Origin of the sequence: Clostridium pasteurianum BC1 (genome assembly GCF_000389635.1) — a bacterium.
GTDB lineage: Bacteria > Bacillota > Clostridia > Clostridiales > Clostridiaceae > Clostridium_I > Clostridium_I pasteurianum_A.
Map to the genome: position 1 here is coordinate 4066625 of NC_021182.1, position 16337 is coordinate 4082961.

General features: G+C 31.0%; 14 protein-coding genes and 1 pseudogene. 1 reads left to right on the forward strand and 14 read right to left on the reverse strand.

Features of this window, described 5'->3' with window-relative positions:
- Positions 1-2: 2 nt before the first annotated feature.
- From CLOPA_RS18940 to CLOPA_RS18950, 3 genes are all read right to left on the reverse strand, one after another.
- The gene (locus tag CLOPA_RS18940) at positions 3-2366 is read right to left on the reverse strand and encodes a pyruvate formate lyase family protein (protein WP_015617041.1); all 2364 of its coding nucleotides are present in this window, start codon (positions 2364-2366) and stop codon (positions 3-5) included.
- A 14-nt stretch (positions 2367-2380) separates the two neighbouring features.
- On the reverse strand, positions 2381-3550 hold the full coding sequence (locus tag CLOPA_RS18945) for an MFS transporter (protein WP_015617042.1): 1170 nt from the start codon (positions 3548-3550) through the stop codon (positions 2381-2383).
- An 85-nt stretch (positions 3551-3635) separates the two neighbouring features.
- Positions 3636-5069 (reverse strand): aldehyde dehydrogenase family protein, encoded by a 1434-nt coding sequence (locus tag CLOPA_RS18950; RefSeq protein WP_015617043.1) that lies wholly within the window; start codon positions 5067-5069, stop codon positions 3636-3638.
- Between the two features lie 524 nt (positions 5070-5593).
- On the opposite strand from CLOPA_RS18950, the gene CLOPA_RS18955 reads away from it, so the two are divergent.
- The gene (locus tag CLOPA_RS18955) at positions 5594-7231 is read left to right on the forward strand and encodes a PucR family transcriptional regulator (RefSeq protein ID WP_431602557.1); all 1638 of its coding nucleotides are present in this window, start codon (positions 5594-5596) and stop codon (positions 7229-7231) included.
- A gap of 356 nt (positions 7232-7587) precedes the next feature.
- Here CLOPA_RS18955 and CLOPA_RS18960 read toward each other — a convergent pair whose 3' ends face one another.
- The 11 genes and pseudogenes from CLOPA_RS18960 to CLOPA_RS19000 all read right to left on the reverse strand — a co-directional run bounded on the left by CLOPA_RS18960 (position 7588) and on the right by CLOPA_RS19000 (position 16081).
- A complete protein-coding gene (locus tag CLOPA_RS18960) occupies positions 7588-9021 on the reverse strand; it encodes an aldehyde dehydrogenase family protein (protein ID WP_015617045.1) in 1434 nt (477 codons plus the stop codon).
- A 275-nt stretch (positions 9022-9296) separates the two neighbouring features.
- Entirely contained in the window at positions 9297-9968 is a 672-nt protein-coding gene (gene rpe / locus CLOPA_RS18965; protein WP_015617046.1) for a ribulose-phosphate 3-epimerase, read from the reverse strand.
- A gap of 174 nt (positions 9969-10142) precedes the next feature.
- Positions 10143-11177 (reverse strand): zinc-dependent alcohol dehydrogenase, encoded by a 1035-nt coding sequence (locus tag CLOPA_RS18970; protein WP_015617047.1) that lies wholly within the window; start codon positions 11175-11177, stop codon positions 10143-10145.
- A 14-nt stretch (positions 11178-11191) separates the two neighbouring features.
- Entirely contained in the window at positions 11192-12181 is a 990-nt protein-coding gene (locus CLOPA_RS18975; protein WP_015617048.1) for a transketolase family protein, read from the reverse strand.
- A 14-nt stretch (positions 12182-12195) separates the two neighbouring features.
- Positions 12196-13044, reverse strand: coding sequence for a transketolase (locus CLOPA_RS18980; protein ID WP_015617049.1), 849 nt, complete (start codon positions 13042-13044; stop codon positions 12196-12198).
- Between the two features lie 72 nt (positions 13045-13116).
- On the reverse strand, positions 13117-14244 hold the full coding sequence (locus CLOPA_RS18985; RefSeq protein ID WP_015617050.1) for a 4-hydroxybutyrate dehydrogenase: 1128 nt from the start codon (positions 14242-14244) through the stop codon (positions 13117-13119).
- A 440-nt stretch (positions 14245-14684) separates the two neighbouring features.
- A complete protein-coding gene (locus CLOPA_RS26560) occupies positions 14685-14810 on the reverse strand; it encodes a hypothetical protein (RefSeq protein ID WP_278246003.1) in 126 nt (41 codons plus the stop codon).
- A complete protein-coding gene (locus tag CLOPA_RS26280; RefSeq protein WP_278246065.1) occupies positions 14798-15088 on the reverse strand; it encodes an acyl-CoA thioesterase in 291 nt (96 codons plus the stop codon). Before CLOPA_RS26280 ends, CLOPA_RS26560 begins: the two co-directional genes overlap by 13 nt.
- A pseudogene (locus CLOPA_RS25685) lies at positions 15080-15286 on the reverse strand (radical SAM protein); the annotation flags it as partial. The pseudogene CLOPA_RS25685 and the gene CLOPA_RS26280, both read right to left, overlap by 9 nt.
- 65 nt (positions 15287-15351) lie before the next feature.
- Positions 15352-15750, reverse strand: a complete 399-nt coding sequence (locus tag CLOPA_RS18995; RefSeq protein ID WP_080648348.1) for an SDR family oxidoreductase — start codon at positions 15748-15750, stop codon at positions 15352-15354.
- Positions 15751-15757: 7 nt separating this feature from the next.
- Positions 15758-16081 (reverse strand): putative quinol monooxygenase, encoded by a 324-nt coding sequence (locus tag CLOPA_RS19000; protein ID WP_015617051.1) that lies wholly within the window; start codon positions 16079-16081, stop codon positions 15758-15760.
- Between the last annotated feature and the right edge of the window lie 256 nt (positions 16082-16337).

Here is a 16337-nt window from a genome sequence, read left to right on the forward strand (position 1 = left end):
CCCTATTTTACAAGTGCTCCTCTGGAAAATCTTTGTATTATATTATCTTGCTGAACTGGAGATAGCGCTATGAAGTATGCAGATAATCCGCCCATTCTTATTTTTAAATTCCTATGTTTTTCAGGATTGATTTTTGCTTCTTTCATCTCTTCTACACTGCAGGTTGTAAAAGTAGCAATCTGACCTCCAAGATTACAAAAAGTCTTAAGAACACTTTCCATTCTCTTCATACCAACATCACCTAAAAATTCATTTTTATTAAGAGATATGTCTAAAGGACATCCACAATAGTATCTTAATAAATCTGGCTTTGTTGCACTTTTTATAACTGCCGTAGGCCCTTTTATATCAACACCTGGAGTTGGTGCATAGTTTGGAGCTAGTGATTCTTTATTCAATCTTCCATCTGGACTTGCATTTAAAGTTCTGCCAAGTGCTGCATAATTTTCAAATGTACCTATACCACATGGAATTAATAGTTTATCCTGTTTAGTTCTCCATATTTCAATTTTAGATTCAAAGTCCTTCATAACCTTTGATAAAATTTCATCTGCATAATCATCATCATTTCCATATTTAGGTGCTTTATTTAATGCCATTAAACGAAGTCTTTCATATCCCTTCCAGTTATTTGTAATAGCATTTTTGAAGTCTTCAAGTGTTGCTACCTTGTCTTCAAATACAAGCTTTTTTATTGCAGACAGTGAATCAACTACATTTGAAAGTCCTGTAATAAGTAACAAATGGAATGTATACTTTACAGCGTTGGCATCTGTAATATCACGTCCCTTTTCTATACATCCATCCATGATAGAAGATATTAATGGATCTGGAGCAATCATTTTAGATAGACCCAGATTATCCAAACGACGCTGAATTTGGAAATCAATCTGAGAATCAACCTGTTTACAGTATGCTGCATAAAAACTATCAAAATCAGTATATGAGGATATGTCACCTGTATCTATACCTTCCATATCACCAGACTGCAACGTGATTCCCCTTGTAAATACCCATTCAAGGCATCTTAGATTCATAATGTGTGCATAGCTGAAATGGCTTTTACCAGGTATCAAACATTCCCAGCATCCGTCATTTGAATAATCTCTTGCCTCTTCTGTATGAATGCCAATTTCTTCAAAACCAGGTATAATTGCATCATCATTATAAATTGCAGGCTCACCTTCGCTGTTTCTTAAACACACTGCAAGCTCTCTCCAGAATTTACCTGGTGTTTTACTGGATACACGTGCCGAAAGCGTTGGCATTAGAAGACTCATTTCAAAACGCAGCTTTAATAGCTTATAACTAATTTCATTTGTTCCATCTTCACCATCTGGACGTAGTCCACCAATAATCATATTCATTAGCCAGTCATTACCAGATTGACCAAAATTAAAGTTTGCTTCACTATTATCATCCTCATCTTCCTGCCAGCTCAGTGCTCTGATGTCATAACCGCCAGATTCATGTCCGCCTGTTTCCTCCATGCCTGTTGTGTATTCAGGTTTCATTCCCTGAGAAAATAAACCAAAATCATAATGATTTTCCCACTTCTTTATATCCGTACAAATCCTCTCATTACATTTGGCAAGAAATGATCCTATAATATCAGTTGCAAATTCATCTGTAATAATACCTTTTTCTATATCACTTTTATAATATGGATATAGATGTTGATCCACACGTCCAAGAGGAACATATTCGCCGCCGCTATTTACCATACAATACGCGAACCAATAGGCTTGGGTTGCTTCATGTAGTGTTTCTGCTGGGTGATATGGAACACGACTGCATACCTTGTATATTTCAAATAGCTCTTTCTTACGAATTGGATTTGTTTCCAATGAACTTGCTTTTAGTGCTTCCTCTGCATGACGATTTGCAAAACTTATAGCACCTTCTATAGCAATCAGCATTGCTCTATACTCATCAATAGCTAACTGGTCTGGAATATCACTTTCATAAATTTTGTCCATAGCTGACTTTATTTCATCTATAATCCCTACAAATCCAATCTTAAGAACCTTCTCCCAGTGTGGTGGATGATGACCCCATACAGAATTTTCATTCATCTTGTACTCCTTAGCTTTTCTAAGCTCATCCTCTGTTGCATAAATAGGAAGTACTGTACCAAACCCTACACTGTTCATATTGGGATTACCAACAATCAATTCATCATGCTTTATATAGGCTGGTAAATTTTCGCCCATATATCGTGTTGCCATACCTTTACGTACAACAATAGGTTCATTAATATTTTCGTCTGTCAAAACGTTTACACCGTTAAAATACCATGTTCCAGGATCTTTGAATTCTTTTGTGAAAATTCTTTCTTTTATTTTTTCAAGTCTTTTTGTAAGCATAACATATTCCTCCTTTAATCGTTTTCTTTTAAAATATTTTTATTAATTATTTGAGCACATATTGTTGTTAATGCAACAGCTGCTGCAATAACATAAAATGCTTTTTGAGCACCAATTATATCATTAAGTAATCCTATTCCCATACTGGCTAACATGGCAATCAAAGTTCCACACATCAGTATTAAACCAGTTGCATAAGATGTAGCTTCCTTAAATACTCTACCGATTGTTGTAATAATTGTTGGAAAAATAATAGAATAAGCAAAACCTGCTAAACCAAAAATCAATAATCCTTGTTCACCCATTATGATGCCTAGAAATGACATTAAAGTTGCAATCACTCCATAAATAAGTATACTCTTTAAATGCCCTAGTTTATCTACAATAAAGCCGCCAAATAAACGTCCGATAGTCTCACATCCAAAGAACAAAGCCACATAGAAGGCACTTTTATCTGCAGTAAACTTAAAGGATTCATTCATATAATTTACAAACCAGTTTCCAATTCCATACTCTGCTGCAAGATAAAGACCGCATATTCCAATGTAAAGATAAAGCATCTTGTTGGAAAATAAATCTTTCTTATTCCACTGTATTGTTTCTACTTTGGGCTTATATGGTATTTTAATAACCAATAGATATATGAATAAAGCACTTGCAGCAACTAACATAAAGATATAGAAACTCCTCCAGGGGATACCAGCTGCTAAAAGATTTCCTGATATTTTTTGAATCGCCGTATTACCTGCACCATATGAAAAATTAATAAAATTCATTAATATTGCAGTAGATGCAACTGTAAGAACCGGTCCCAATGTATTTACACCAATATTAAACATTGCCATACCTGCATTTAATAAAAACATGCCTACAATCAGTACCAAAAAACTCGGACAATTAATTAAGATTAATAATGCTACTATGCTGCTAATAAAGCCAGATGCAATTATCTTCTTGTAACCATATTTTTCAATAAGGATGCCTCCTATATATTGAAATACTGCATATGCAAACAAACTTGCAGTTAATACATATCCAATTTCCGTATTGCTTACTTTAAATTCACCTTTGAAAAAGGGCACAAAAATTCCTTTAAAGTTATCACTCATTGCAACTACTATATACATAAGCACCAGCAGTAACACTATTGGCCAATTTTTGACTTTTTGCTGCTTTACTTCCATAATCCACCCCCTAATTTAATAACTTATTTCCTCCAAAATTTTTCCGCTGGAGTATATTAGTCCTATATTAATATTGAAATTTATATTAGTTAAAAATATTCTTTAATATATAGCTCTTTACATTGCTCATTTCCTCTAGAGTATATTGGACTCCCTCTCTTCCTATACCAGTCATTTTAGTTCCACCAAAAGCCATATCTGTATGTCTATAGTTTCCTGTTCCATTTATTACAACATTTCCCACTTGGATTTTTGACGCTATATTTATAGCTGTTTTGGTATTCTTAGTTACAATTCCACAATGAAGACCATATATAGGTGCATTTGCTATTTCAATAGCCTCTTCTTCAGTGTCAAAACCAATTATAGGTATTGCCGGCCCAAATATCTCCATATCTTTAGCTATATCCATATCTGGTGTTACATCTACCAATACAGCAGGTTCAAAAAAGGCTTTGTTTCTAGTTCCTCCGTATACACATTTTGCACCCTGCTCAATTGTATGTTTAACTTGTTTTTCAATATCTATAGCTGCTCTTTCACTTATCAAACATCCTATATCTGTGCTGTAGTCAGCTGGATTTCCTCTTTTTACTTTTTCAAGTCTTTTTATAAGTTTCTCTGTAAACTCTTCCTTAACTTTATTACTAATAATTACTCTCTTTGTGGCACAGCAAGTCTGTCCAGTATTTGTTATTCTCCCAAGGATAGTTTCCTCTACTGCAAAATCTATGTCTGCATCCTCCAATACTATCATGGCATCGTTTCCACCCAGCTCTAAAAATACATTATGGAGATATTTTGATGATCTTTCAGCTACTTCAATACCAACCTCAGTACTTCCTGTTAAGCTAACAGCATTTATATTATGACTCTCTATAAGGTGATTTCCTACTACAGAACCTCTTCCCGTTACTATTTGCGCTGCACCTTTAGGTACCCCTGCCTCTAATAAAAGCTCCACAAGCCTTATAGCTGTCAGAGGATTATCCGTAGCTGGCTTTATAATAACTGCATTTCCCATTACAAGAGCCGGTGCTACTTTATGAAAGAATAATTCCACGGGATAATTAAATGGTACTATGCAGGCAATTACTCCTAAGGGTTCTCTTCTTGTAAATATTAAATCTTTACCACATTCTGATTGACAATCAGGCATTACTTCACCACATAGGTGATTGGCTCTTTCGATAAAGCCTGTAAATATTTTTGCGGCTGTACCTACTTCTCCTTCACATTCCTTTATTATTTTACCAGTTTCACTACATTCTAATTTTGATAGTTCTGATTTGTGTTCTTCCAGCAATTTAACATATTTTTTAAGTATTGTGGATCGTTCATATAACGGTGTCTGCCCCCAAACTTTCTTACCACTTTGAGCAGCTTGTATAGCTTTTTGTATATCTTCCGGTGTTGCGCTTGGTACAGTATCCAAAACTTCTTGTGTAGCAGGATTTAAAACCTGTATTACCTTTTCATCACTTGAATTAACTTTTTCCCCATTAATAATCATCTTCATAACACAAACCTCCATTTTTATTTAATTATTCTGAACTTTTAAACACCTTATCTTTACCTTGACTAAAACCTTTTCAAAGAATCTTAAAGTATACTATTAAATTCTACAATTACTATTTTAGGACCTTTTAATAGATTTTTATATGACCAATTTTACAATTTTTTTCAATTATTATTATACATTTGTACAGTTCATAACCTTCATATTTTTACTAGTCATTTGAGTAAATTTCATAATTTAACTGTGCTCATTTTTATAAGCTTGACAAAAATAATTAATAACTTCATAATTTAATTATTGTATTCCTTTTCATTCATGCTTTATCAATGAATCTCACTTAGTTGGAGTTTGTACTCCAACTTAAGTTTAGATGAATTATCCATGAACGTGTCGCTGTCATCTCCACCTTATAGAAAAGTAGAGAACCCAAATTTTAATTTGGTGTGAATCACTTTCACAGAGTGCGGTGGAGTGTTACAGCGACTAGTTATCGGATAAATATTTAATTATACATTACTGAGGAAGTGATTATTTTGCAGATTATTTTAAATGAAGCTTTAAAACTACATCCACTTAATAAATCAAAGGTAATTGCAGGTTCTAATGGTTTAGAGCGTCCAATAGACCAATTTGGAGTACTTGAAGCTCCAGATTCCTTTCATTTTGTAAAAAGAAATGAATTTCTTATGACTACAGGATACATGTTTAAGGACAATCCTGAACTTCAATACAAAATCGTAAAGGAATTATACAATAGAGGTGTTTGTGCTTTAGGAATTAAAAGAAATAGATATATAGATGAAATTTCACAGAAAACTATAGATTTTTGTAATACTCACAATTTCCCTCTAATGTATATTCCCAATGAATATGGATGGTATGATTTTTTTTCTCCTCTCCTCCATTTAATGCACATAACACAATTGGGAACAAATAAAGATATTTTAAATAAAATGACCACATTATCGGATACTATATTAAATAGTAATAGTTTTGACGAAATTGCTAACCACATATATAAAATTTTTAATATACCCTGTTATATATATATAAATTACAATAATATATCTGCTAGCTATCCCCCCAAATCTCCTATATCAGAAGTATCAATAACAGAGTTAATTGAAAAATTTCAGAATACACAAAATAATCTTATAATAAATAATATTAAAAGAATTATTTTTGAAAACCAATCAATTTTATTTTGTTCTTTAAATCACAAAATGAGTTGTTATGGTTACATGTTTCTCTATGAAAAGAATGATGAACTTAAACCTGAAGATATATCTCTGTTACAATATATTGTGATTTGCGTTCAATCTTATGTAAATAGATTTCTAAACTCTAATAGAAAATTTAGTCCAAGACAAAACAAATTTTTACTACAATTAGTTACTAATAAGATTATGGATAAAAACACTTTGTTATATAAATCTAATGAACTAAATATAGATTTATATAAGGACTATATAGTAATTGTATCTAAAAATCTACCTATATCTGAATATGAAGATTTAGATAAGGTTTACACATTTATTGAAAATAACATTAATCTTAAATATAAAGTATTAAGTGCCTTTGAGTTCAATGGAAACTACATTATATTTAATCCTGTAAACAAGAATATTTCTCCTATGGAAAATTATAAAAATACAAAATTAAAAATTATAAAAATTAAAAAGGAATTTGAAGATTTTTTCCATATAAATAATTTTAGTTTTGGAATAGGCACATACCATACTTCCATAGATGGAATTAAGACAAGCTACAACGAAGCAGTAAGAGCATTTGATTCTTACAAAAAATTTTTTGATAATAACTTTATTATAAATTTTAATGATCTTGGAATTTACTCTATATTGAGTAATCCTGGCATCAATAAAGACATCCAAAACTTTGCCAATAAATATATAGATCCCATAATGGTTTTTGACAAAAAAAATAATTCTGAATTACTTACAACTTTAAAAAATTTTTTTGAATGCCATAGAAGCTTTCGAAGTTGTGCAAAAGAAATGAACCTTCATCACAATACCATAAGATATAGATTAAAACAGATAGAAGAATTGTGCTGTATAGATATAACTTCAGAAAACGATTTATTAGAACTGGAGCTTTCATTAAAGCTTTTACCATTTATAAATAAATCTATTACTGACTAAATAATTATAAATTAAAATACACCTGTATTACAAATTATACACAAAATATATAATACAGATGTACATAAATATATATAACATATTCTAAAAGTAGTTATTTATACCAAAACACTATTCATAGAATAATTTCAGTAGCAAATGTAAATAGCATGTCAAAAACGACCATTTTATAAGGACGTTCTTGGCATGCAGTACACTTATAACTATATTTTAATAAAGACATGAAAGGCTATTTACAAAAAAACTTTATCATTTTCTTATTGATTTGTCTCCATGTCTTATACTTAAATTTGATAATACATATCTCCAAAACTTTTCCGATGGAGTATATACTACCTATATTACAAAAATTTATATTAATTAAAAATGTTCTTTAATATATAACTCTTTACATTGCTCATTTCTTCTAGAGTATATTGGACTCCCTCTCTTCCTATACCAGTCATTTTAGTTCCACCAAAAGCCATATCTGTATGTCTATAGTTTCCTGTTCCATTTATTACAACATTTCCCACTTGGATTTTTGACGCTATATTTATAGCTGTTTTGGTATTCTTAGTTACAATTCCACAATGAAGACCATATATAGGTGCATTTGCTATTTCAATAGCCTCTTCTTCAGTGTCAAAACCAATTATAGGTATTGCCGGCCCAAATATCTCCATATCTTTAGCTATATCCATATCTGGTGTTACATCTACCAATACAGCAGGTTCAAAAAAGGCTTTGTTTCTAGTTCCTCCGTATACACATTTTGCACCCTGCTCAATTGTATGTTTAACTTGTTTTTCAATATCTATAGCTGCTCTTTCACTTATCAAACATCCTATATCTGTGCTGTAGTCAGCTGGATTTCCTCTTTTTACTTTTTCAAGTCTTTTTATAAGTTTCTCTGTAAACTCTTCCTTAACTTTATTACTAATAATTACTCTCTTTGTGGCACAGCAAGTCTGTCCAGTATTTGTTATTCTCCCAAGGATAGTTTCCTCTACTGCAAAATCTATGTCTGCATCCTCCAATACTATCATGGCATCGTTTCCACCCAGCTCTAAAAATACATTATGGAGATATTTTGATGATCTTTCAGCTACTTCAATACCAACCTCAGTACTTCCTGTTAAGCTAACAGCATTTATATTATGACTCTCTATAAGGTGATTTCCTACTACAGAACCTCTTCCCGTTACTATTTGCGCTGCACCTTTAGGTACCCCTGCCTCTAATAAAAGCTCCACAAGCCTTATAGCTGTCAGAGGATTATCCGTAGCTGGCTTTATAATAACTGCATTTCCCATTACAAGAGCCGGTGCTACTTTATGAAAGAATAATTCCACGGGATAATTAAATGGTACTATGCAGGCAATTACTCCTAAGGGTTCTCTTCTTGTAAATATTAAATCTTTACCACATTCTGATTGACAATCAGGCATTACTTCACCACATAGGTGATTGGCTCTTTCGATAAAGCCTGTAAATATTTTTGCGGCTGTACCTACTTCTCCTTCACATTCCTTTATTATTTTACCAGTTTCACTACATTCTAATTTTGATAGTTCTGATTTGTGTTCTTCCAGCAATTTAACATATTTTTTAAGTATTGTAGATCGTTCATATAACGGTGTCTGTCCCCAAACCTTCTTACCACCTTGAGCAGCTTGTATAGCTTTTTGTATATCTTCCGGTGTGGCACTTGGTACAGTATCCAAAACTTCTTGTGTAGCAGGATTTAAAACCTGTATTACCTTTTCATCACTTGAATTAACCTTTTCCCCATTAATAATCATCTTCATAATACAAACCTCCGTTTTTATTCAACTATTCTGAATTTTTAAACACCTTATCTCTTCCCTAATTAAAACCTTTTCAAAGATTCCTAAAATATACTACTAAATTCTACAATTATTATTCTAATACTTTTTAATAGATTTTTATATGCAATTCTACAACTTTTAAAATTATTATACATTATAAATTTATTATCAGTTTTAATGACCTTTAAATTTAATCTATATTAAGTAATCTTAGTATAAATAAAGCTATCTATATCTTTTAATTCCACGTTCACCTAAACTATACAGCTAGGATCAAGAATACTATGAAATTTATTTATATTTTCTTTTATATTACCACCATTAAAAATCCCTGAACCTATGACAATATTTGTAGCTCCACAATTTACTACTCCCATAATATTTTCAAAATTTATTCCACCATCTACCTGTATTTCAAAGTCGTACAGATTTTTATCTCTAATAACTCTTGTATCTACAATTTTTTCTTTCATACAACTTATAAATTTTTGTCCACCAAATCCTGGTTCTACAGTCATAATAAGTACTTTGTTTACTAAATTAAAATCGTACCTTAAATTATCAACATTAGTTGATGGATTCAACGCAACACCTGCTTTTATTCCAAAGCTTTTAATATGCTGTATTGTCTTATATAGATGATTACAAGCTTCTTCATGCACTGTAATGCAATCTGCTCCAGCTTCAACAAAAGTTTCTATATATCTTTCTGCATTATTTATCATGAGATGCACATCTAGTTTCATATTAGTAATTCTATTAATAGCTTTAATTTGATCTACTCCAAAAGCTAGATTAGATACAAAGTTTCCATCCATAACATCAATATGAATAGCTTTTATATTACTTTCTTCAAGTATTCTTATATCTCTTTCCAAATTACAAAAATCTGCTGATAGCAATGAAGGATTTATTAATAAAGTCATTATTTGTCCCCTCCATATGAACTAGTACACGTTCTTCGATAGACTATATTTACTAAGAACTCTGTTTATATAAATAAAGATTTTATAGTGTCTACTGTTTTCTGTGATGTTAGCCCATAATATTTTGATACTAGTAGTTATAATTATATAATTACAACTACTAGTAAGTTATTTCTATTTATCCATTTTCAATAAAACCTTAAAGTGATCTTTGTCATTTATAGAAAATTCCATAGCCTCTTTTATATTCTCTATACTAAATTCATTAGTTATAAGTCTCTTTAATTTATCATTAAATACATTGTTAATAATGACATCCAATGCAGCTGCAAAATTTATTTGTGCATGTATTCTTACTCCTTCCATTTTTAGTTCTTTTAAAGTTATAGCTCCTGTATCTACATTATAATTTTTACTTGGGATGCCTATCATCATTATAGTTCCACCTATTTTAGCAGCTTTAGTCATTAAATCTGCTCCTGCCTGAACTCCTGAAACTTCATAGACTATATCAAATCCCATATTATCAGTTAAATTCTTAATTTTTCCATCTACGTCATCTTTCAAAGGATTAATCATATCAAATCCCATATCCATATCTTCAGCAAATTTAATACGTTTTTCATTTATTTCACTTATAACCACTTTGGATGCACCGTTAAGTTTTGCAACCATAGCTATTAAGATACCTATAGGTCCTCCACCTATTATTAATGTTGTCTGACCTACCATTAAATTACTTCTTCTAACATCATGCATAGCTACGGCTAAAGGTTCTACTAATGCTACAATTTTAGGATCTATATCTTCTGGTACTGCATAAACCTTTTTTAAAGGTACCTTTATATATTCTGCAAAGCATCCATTACTGTGAACACCAAATATATTTAAGTCTACACAAACATTATCTCTTCCCTGGATACATAATTCACATTTACCACAGCCAGTTAAAGGCTGTGCTGCAACTCTTTGCCCTATTTTAAAATCTATGGGTTTATCAGTATTAACCTTAGCTAATCTTCCTACAAATTCATGACCCGGTATCAATGGTGGTTTAGCCTGCTTATGATGTCCTGAAAATATATGAACATCTGTGCCACAGATTCCAGCATATTCAACCTTTACTAGAGCCTCATCATATCCCAATTCTGGTTCTGGTACCTCTTTCATAACTATATTATTAAAATCTTCAATAACTGCTGCTTTCATATAATTAACCCCCATTATTTAATATTTTTTCTCTTTATAACTTTTTCTACTTGCTCCACTATATTAGAAAAATTCAATCCATATTTATCCTTCAAATAATCTACTGATCCAACTTCTCCATAACAATCCGGCATTCCTATTCTCACCATAGGTACAGGTATATTTTCTCCCAGTACTTCTGCCACTGCTGATCCAAGACCATTTAATATATTGTGATTTTCAGCTGTTACAATAGCACCAGTCTCCCTTGCACTTTTTATAATAGCTTCTTTATCAATAGGTTTTACAGTAAACATATTAAGTACTCTAATAGATATACCTTTATCCTTTAAAATTTTTGCTGCCTTTATAGCTTCAGCTACTAATAAACCTGATGCTATTACTGTAGCATCATTTCCCTCAGCTACTTCTACAGCCTTTCCTATTTCAAAAGTTGATCCTTCTTCATATATTTTTGTGGAAGTTTTTCTTACAAGTCTTATATAGTACATTCCATATTTATCTTTAACTTGTCTTAAAATATCCTTTAACATAGTAACATCTGTAGGCTCCATAACAGTCATTTCAGGGATACCCCTCATTATACCTAAATCTTCAAAGGTTTGATGTGTGCCTCCATTGTAAGCTGCTGTAATTCCAGGGTCACTCCCTACTATTCTTATATTTGCTTTTTGATATGATCCAGATATAGCAACTTGATCACAAGCTCTTCTTGACGCAAAAACCCCAAAAGTATGTGCAAAAGGTATTTTCCCAGTTAAAGACAATCCACTAGCTACTCCTATCATGTTTGCTTCAGCTATACCTACATTGAAAGTTCTTTCCGGATACTTTTTAGCAAAAGGTTTCATACCCATAGATGACATCAAGTCTGCATCTAGGACTACTACTCTTTCATCCTTTTCTGCTAAATCTATAAGAGTTTCTGCATAAGCATCCCTCATAGCTTTTGAATCTGCTACATTTTCCTCTGCTAATATTATACTCATAGTCTTCATACTCATAATTTTCACCATCCTTAATTATTTATTAAAGTATTTAATTTTTTTTCTAATATTTTAATAGCTTCATTTCCCTGTTCCATTGATACATTTACATGATGATTATTTAAAGTATTTTCAGCAAAACTGCAGCCTTCACCTTTTCTTGTATTTAATATTATCATTGAAGGTTTCTCCTTTTGTTCCTTAGCTTTTTGAATTGCTTCCTCTATTTCTTCTACATTTGAACCATCTATACTTAATGAGTACCAGCCAAAATTTTCAAATTTTTCACGCATATCTCCTAAATCATTTACATCCTTTGTATATCCATCTATTTGTTGTTTGTTATAATCTACAAATGCAATCAAATTACTAGTTCTCTTTTGAGCTGCATATAATGCTGCTTCCCATACTTGTCCCTCATCACACTCGCCATCACCTAATATTACATAAACATAGTTATCTTTTTTATCCAGTCTGTGTCCTAATGCAACTCCTATTGCTGCAGACAATCCCTGCCCTAAAGAACCTGTGGTTACATCAATTCCTGGAGTTTTTGTTCTATCACAGTGACTAGGGAAATTTGTTCCATGTTGATTCAACGTTTTAAGCTCTTCTACTGGGAAAAAACCTCTTAAAGCCAAAGCAGAGTATACTGCTGGTCCTGCATGTCCTTTAGAGCATATAAACCAATCTCGATTCTCCATTTTAGGATTTTTAGGATCAATTTTCATGACATCACCATATAAAACTGATAACACATCACATATTGACATAGCCCCACCAATATGGCCAAAACCTCTTGTAGCAATTTGTCTTATAGTTTCTATTCTCATTCTTGTAGCAAAAATATTTAATTCTTTAACTTTATTTTTAACTAACATTTTTCTTCACCCCTTAATTTTTATATCATTCTTATTGAATTTATTATTATTATTTTAAAATTTGCTATTCTGTTAGAATAAATTTTTATATACAGAAGATACAATTTCCTTATCAAAAGGAACATAGTTGTTATTAAGTAATCTCTGTTGAGTTTCAATTACCAGTTTTGAAAAATCATCTATTTCATTTTGCTGCATACCGTATTTACTAAGCTTTTTCTTGTGTAAAAATCCCCCTAATATTTCATCTATTTTATCGTATATTACCTCTGCATCCTCTTTAATATTTAAAATTTTTGAAATATAGGCATTTAATTCTTTGATTTTTCCTTTACTATTTATCTTATAATAAGTTCTTAAAACCTCTGTTAAAAATTGATAATTTGCTTCTCCATGTGCTACATGATATTTTCCACTTAGCGGATAGGATATAGCATGTACGGCGCCGACTCCTGTATTACTAAAAGCTATTCCTGCATAATTGCTAGCTATGGCAAAATTATTCATAATTTCATTTCTGTAATCTTTACCTTTTTCAAGTATTTTTAAATATCCTTCTAATATAATTTTAATTGCTTCTAAACTATATAATTCTGTATAAGGATTAGATCTTGGTGCCAAATAAGATTCTATAGAATGTATTAAAGCATCAATAGAACTTGTTATAAATGGATTGAAAGGTAAGGTTTTTAATAATTCTGTTATTAATACAGCATCATCGGGATAAAGTTCTTCAATGGCTAATCCAAACTTTGTATTTTTCTCCACAAAGCCTACTATTGAAATATTGGTAACCTCACTACCTGTTCCACAAGTAGTTGGAACAATAACCAGTTCCTTGTTTTTATTAAAAGGAATTTTTTTTGTAAAGAGATCATATAAATTTATATCTTTAGATATATCTGAATGAGTCATTAATTTGGCTATATCAATTATAGTACCTCCTCCAACAGCTATAACTCTTTTATAGTTGAACTTTTCAGCTTCTTCAAATATGGTCTTTACCATTTCATCTGTTGGTTCTCCAAGACCATGTTTATGGAGTATATAGTTACATTTTAAATTTAATGGTTTAAATATGGGTTCATATAGAGAACCTAAAGTGAATACAAGATCCCCTTCACCTATATTAAATTCTTCAGCAAATTCTCTAAATGCTTCAAAATTATGAATTTTGGGTTTACAGTTGAACAATAACATAAACATCTTCTCCCTTGTTTTGTTTTCAATTGATATATCTCTTTATGTAAATAATTATATTACCTGCTAGATACGTTTACATCGGACAATAATATAATATTAATGATTTTTTATTGTACGAATGTTCATATTCTAAATATTTTACATTAAAAGGTTTAGTTATTATATCTATCTTGATTACACTATTTTCATATCCTATCTCTTAAGCCCAAAATAAACTCGTGCAATTGGTTTTAAATTAGATATATATCTGTAGATATCCTATAAAAAATATATCCTCTTTATTTTCAAATTTTGTAAATCTATATTATAATTTAAAATTAAATAAAAAAATAAAACCGCACCCTTAAATTGAATTAAGGTGCGGTTTTATTTTTCAAGGACTTCATGAACCGTTTCTTCAAAAAAGTTATATCTAGCCAATGGCTGAAGGAGTATTTTTATCTTTTTAACTTTCTTTCCTCATATCTTTCTATGCCCTTTTTAAATTCTATTATTTCTTCTTCATCACTTAGTTCTAATCTTGGTACTTCTTTAGGTTTATTATTTTCATCTACTTCCACCATAGTAAAGTAGGCTGATAGAGCATTATACAAACTCTTCCATTTTGTATATCATCAATTTCAATAGAAATATATACCTCCATTGAGCTTCTACCTGTGAAAACAACTTTTCCTTTGCATTTTACTACCGTACCTATTAACACTGGTTTATGGAACATGATTTCATCAATTCTTGCTGTAACCACATTACTTTCTGCATGCTTTGTAGCTACCGCATAGGCTACGGAATCCATAAGTTTTAATATTTCTCCTCCAAATACATGTCCAGCTACATTTAACACAGTGTCAATATTTTTTCTTGTAACTGCTGTAGACACTCCAAACAATATTCCTCTTTCATTAAGTAATTCCATAGCATGCATTACTTTCTTGTAAATGCCTTTTCCTCTTCTTTCATCTGTGTCTTCTTCTGAACCATCTATAGACAACATAGGTATTACATTTCCTAATTTTTTTAATCTATCTGCGGTTTCTTCATCAATAAAGTAAGTTATAAGATTTTTAGAGCAAAAGAATAAAAAATATATGTAACTTTAAGATAAAATTAAATATGTTTTATAACTCCAGCATCAATTAATATAGAATTACCATTTACCCCATCATTAGCTGCTGCGAATAGAACTGTCTTTGCAACTTCTGCTACAGTTACAAATCTTTGAAGTAATGAGTCTCTGTCATTACCATTTTGAAAATAGTTAATTTTTTCTTGTTCTATGCTATTTCCGTTTTTCTTTGCCAGTTCCTCAAAATATTTAGCTATTCCTTCTGTCCATGTGGTTACGGGTAATACACTATTTACTGTCACATTTGAACCCTTTGTTGTTTCTGCCATACCCCTTGTTAAACCTAATATAGCTGCCTTAGTTGTTGAATAATGTACCAAATCTTTATTTGGTCTTAGTCCAGCTTCACTAGATATATTTATTATCTTTCCTTGGAATATTCAATTTCTATTTTACCAATTTATATAATGTCAACCTCATATCTTTTGCTAAGGTTGCTTTCATTTTAGGCAATAACTCAGCTAAATAATCGGAATCACAATGACCCTTTAATGTATCTAAATCTTTCCATTCCTCTATAAAAGAAAACATTGTTACTCCATCAAGCTTTTCAATACCAAACATATCTATGTCTAAATTTCTCTCAAAAAGTTCATACCTTATGTTCCCTGGCTGATTTTTTCTTGTTAAATCTATCATTTTAGAACAAATCTCTTTAAACTCCTGAACATTTTCATTTTTAACATAGCATTCAGCAACTATTTTAATCATAAAAACAGCTTCCTTTCTTTTTACCATTCATTTAAATGAATTTTCTCTTGATTATATCTACTTTTCTCTGGGTAGACTCCAAGCCACACTGCGCCTAAATCTAAATATTTAGATTCAATTTCAATAAAAATATATACTTTTATTACTAATTATATTTTCGAAAATAACAGATAACAAGTAGGCACTTTAGGGTAAGATAACTTACATAGAAGTAAGTTATGGAATTTTAAAGGAAGCACACATTTATACTTTGTTT

Bases quoted from the DNA above. Each gene is read 5' to 3' on its own strand.
- CLOPA_RS18940 (WP_015617041.1), bottom strand. From the start codon at position 2,366: ATGCTTACAAAAAGACTTGAAAAAATAAAAGAAAGAATTTTCACAAAA.
- CLOPA_RS18945 (WP_015617042.1), bottom strand. From the start codon at position 3,550: ATGGAAGTAAAGCAGCAAAAAGTCAAAAATTGGCCAATAGTGTTACTG.
- CLOPA_RS18950 (WP_015617043.1), bottom strand. From the start codon at position 5,069: ATGAAGATGATTATTAATGGGGAAAAAGTTAATTCAAGTGATGAAAAG.
- CLOPA_RS18960 (WP_015617045.1), bottom strand. From the start codon at position 9,021: ATGAAGATGATTATTAATGGGGAAAAGGTTAATTCAAGTGATGAAAAG.
- rpe (WP_015617046.1), bottom strand. From the start codon at position 9,968: ATGACTTTATTAATAAATCCTTCATTGCTATCAGCAGATTTTTGTAAT.
- CLOPA_RS18970 (WP_015617047.1), bottom strand. From the start codon at position 11,177: ATGAAAGCAGCAGTTATTGAAGATTTTAATAATATAGTTATGAAAGAG.
- CLOPA_RS18975 (WP_015617048.1), bottom strand. From the start codon at position 12,181: ATGAGTATGAAGACTATGAGTATAATATTAGCAGAGGAAAATGTAGCA.
- CLOPA_RS18980 (WP_015617049.1), bottom strand. From the start codon at position 13,044: ATGTTAGTTAAAAATAAAGTTAAAGAATTAAATATTTTTGCTACAAGA.
- CLOPA_RS18985 (WP_015617050.1), bottom strand. From the start codon at position 14,244: ATGTTATTGTTCAACTGTAAACCCAAAATTCATAATTTTGAAGCATTT.
- CLOPA_RS26560 (WP_278246003.1), bottom strand. From the start codon at position 14,810: ATGGTGGAAGTAGATGAAAATAATAAACCTAAAGAAGTACCAAGATTA.
- CLOPA_RS19000 (WP_015617051.1), bottom strand. From the start codon at position 16,081: ATGATTAAAATAGTTGCTGAATGCTATGTTAAAAATGAAAATGTTCAG.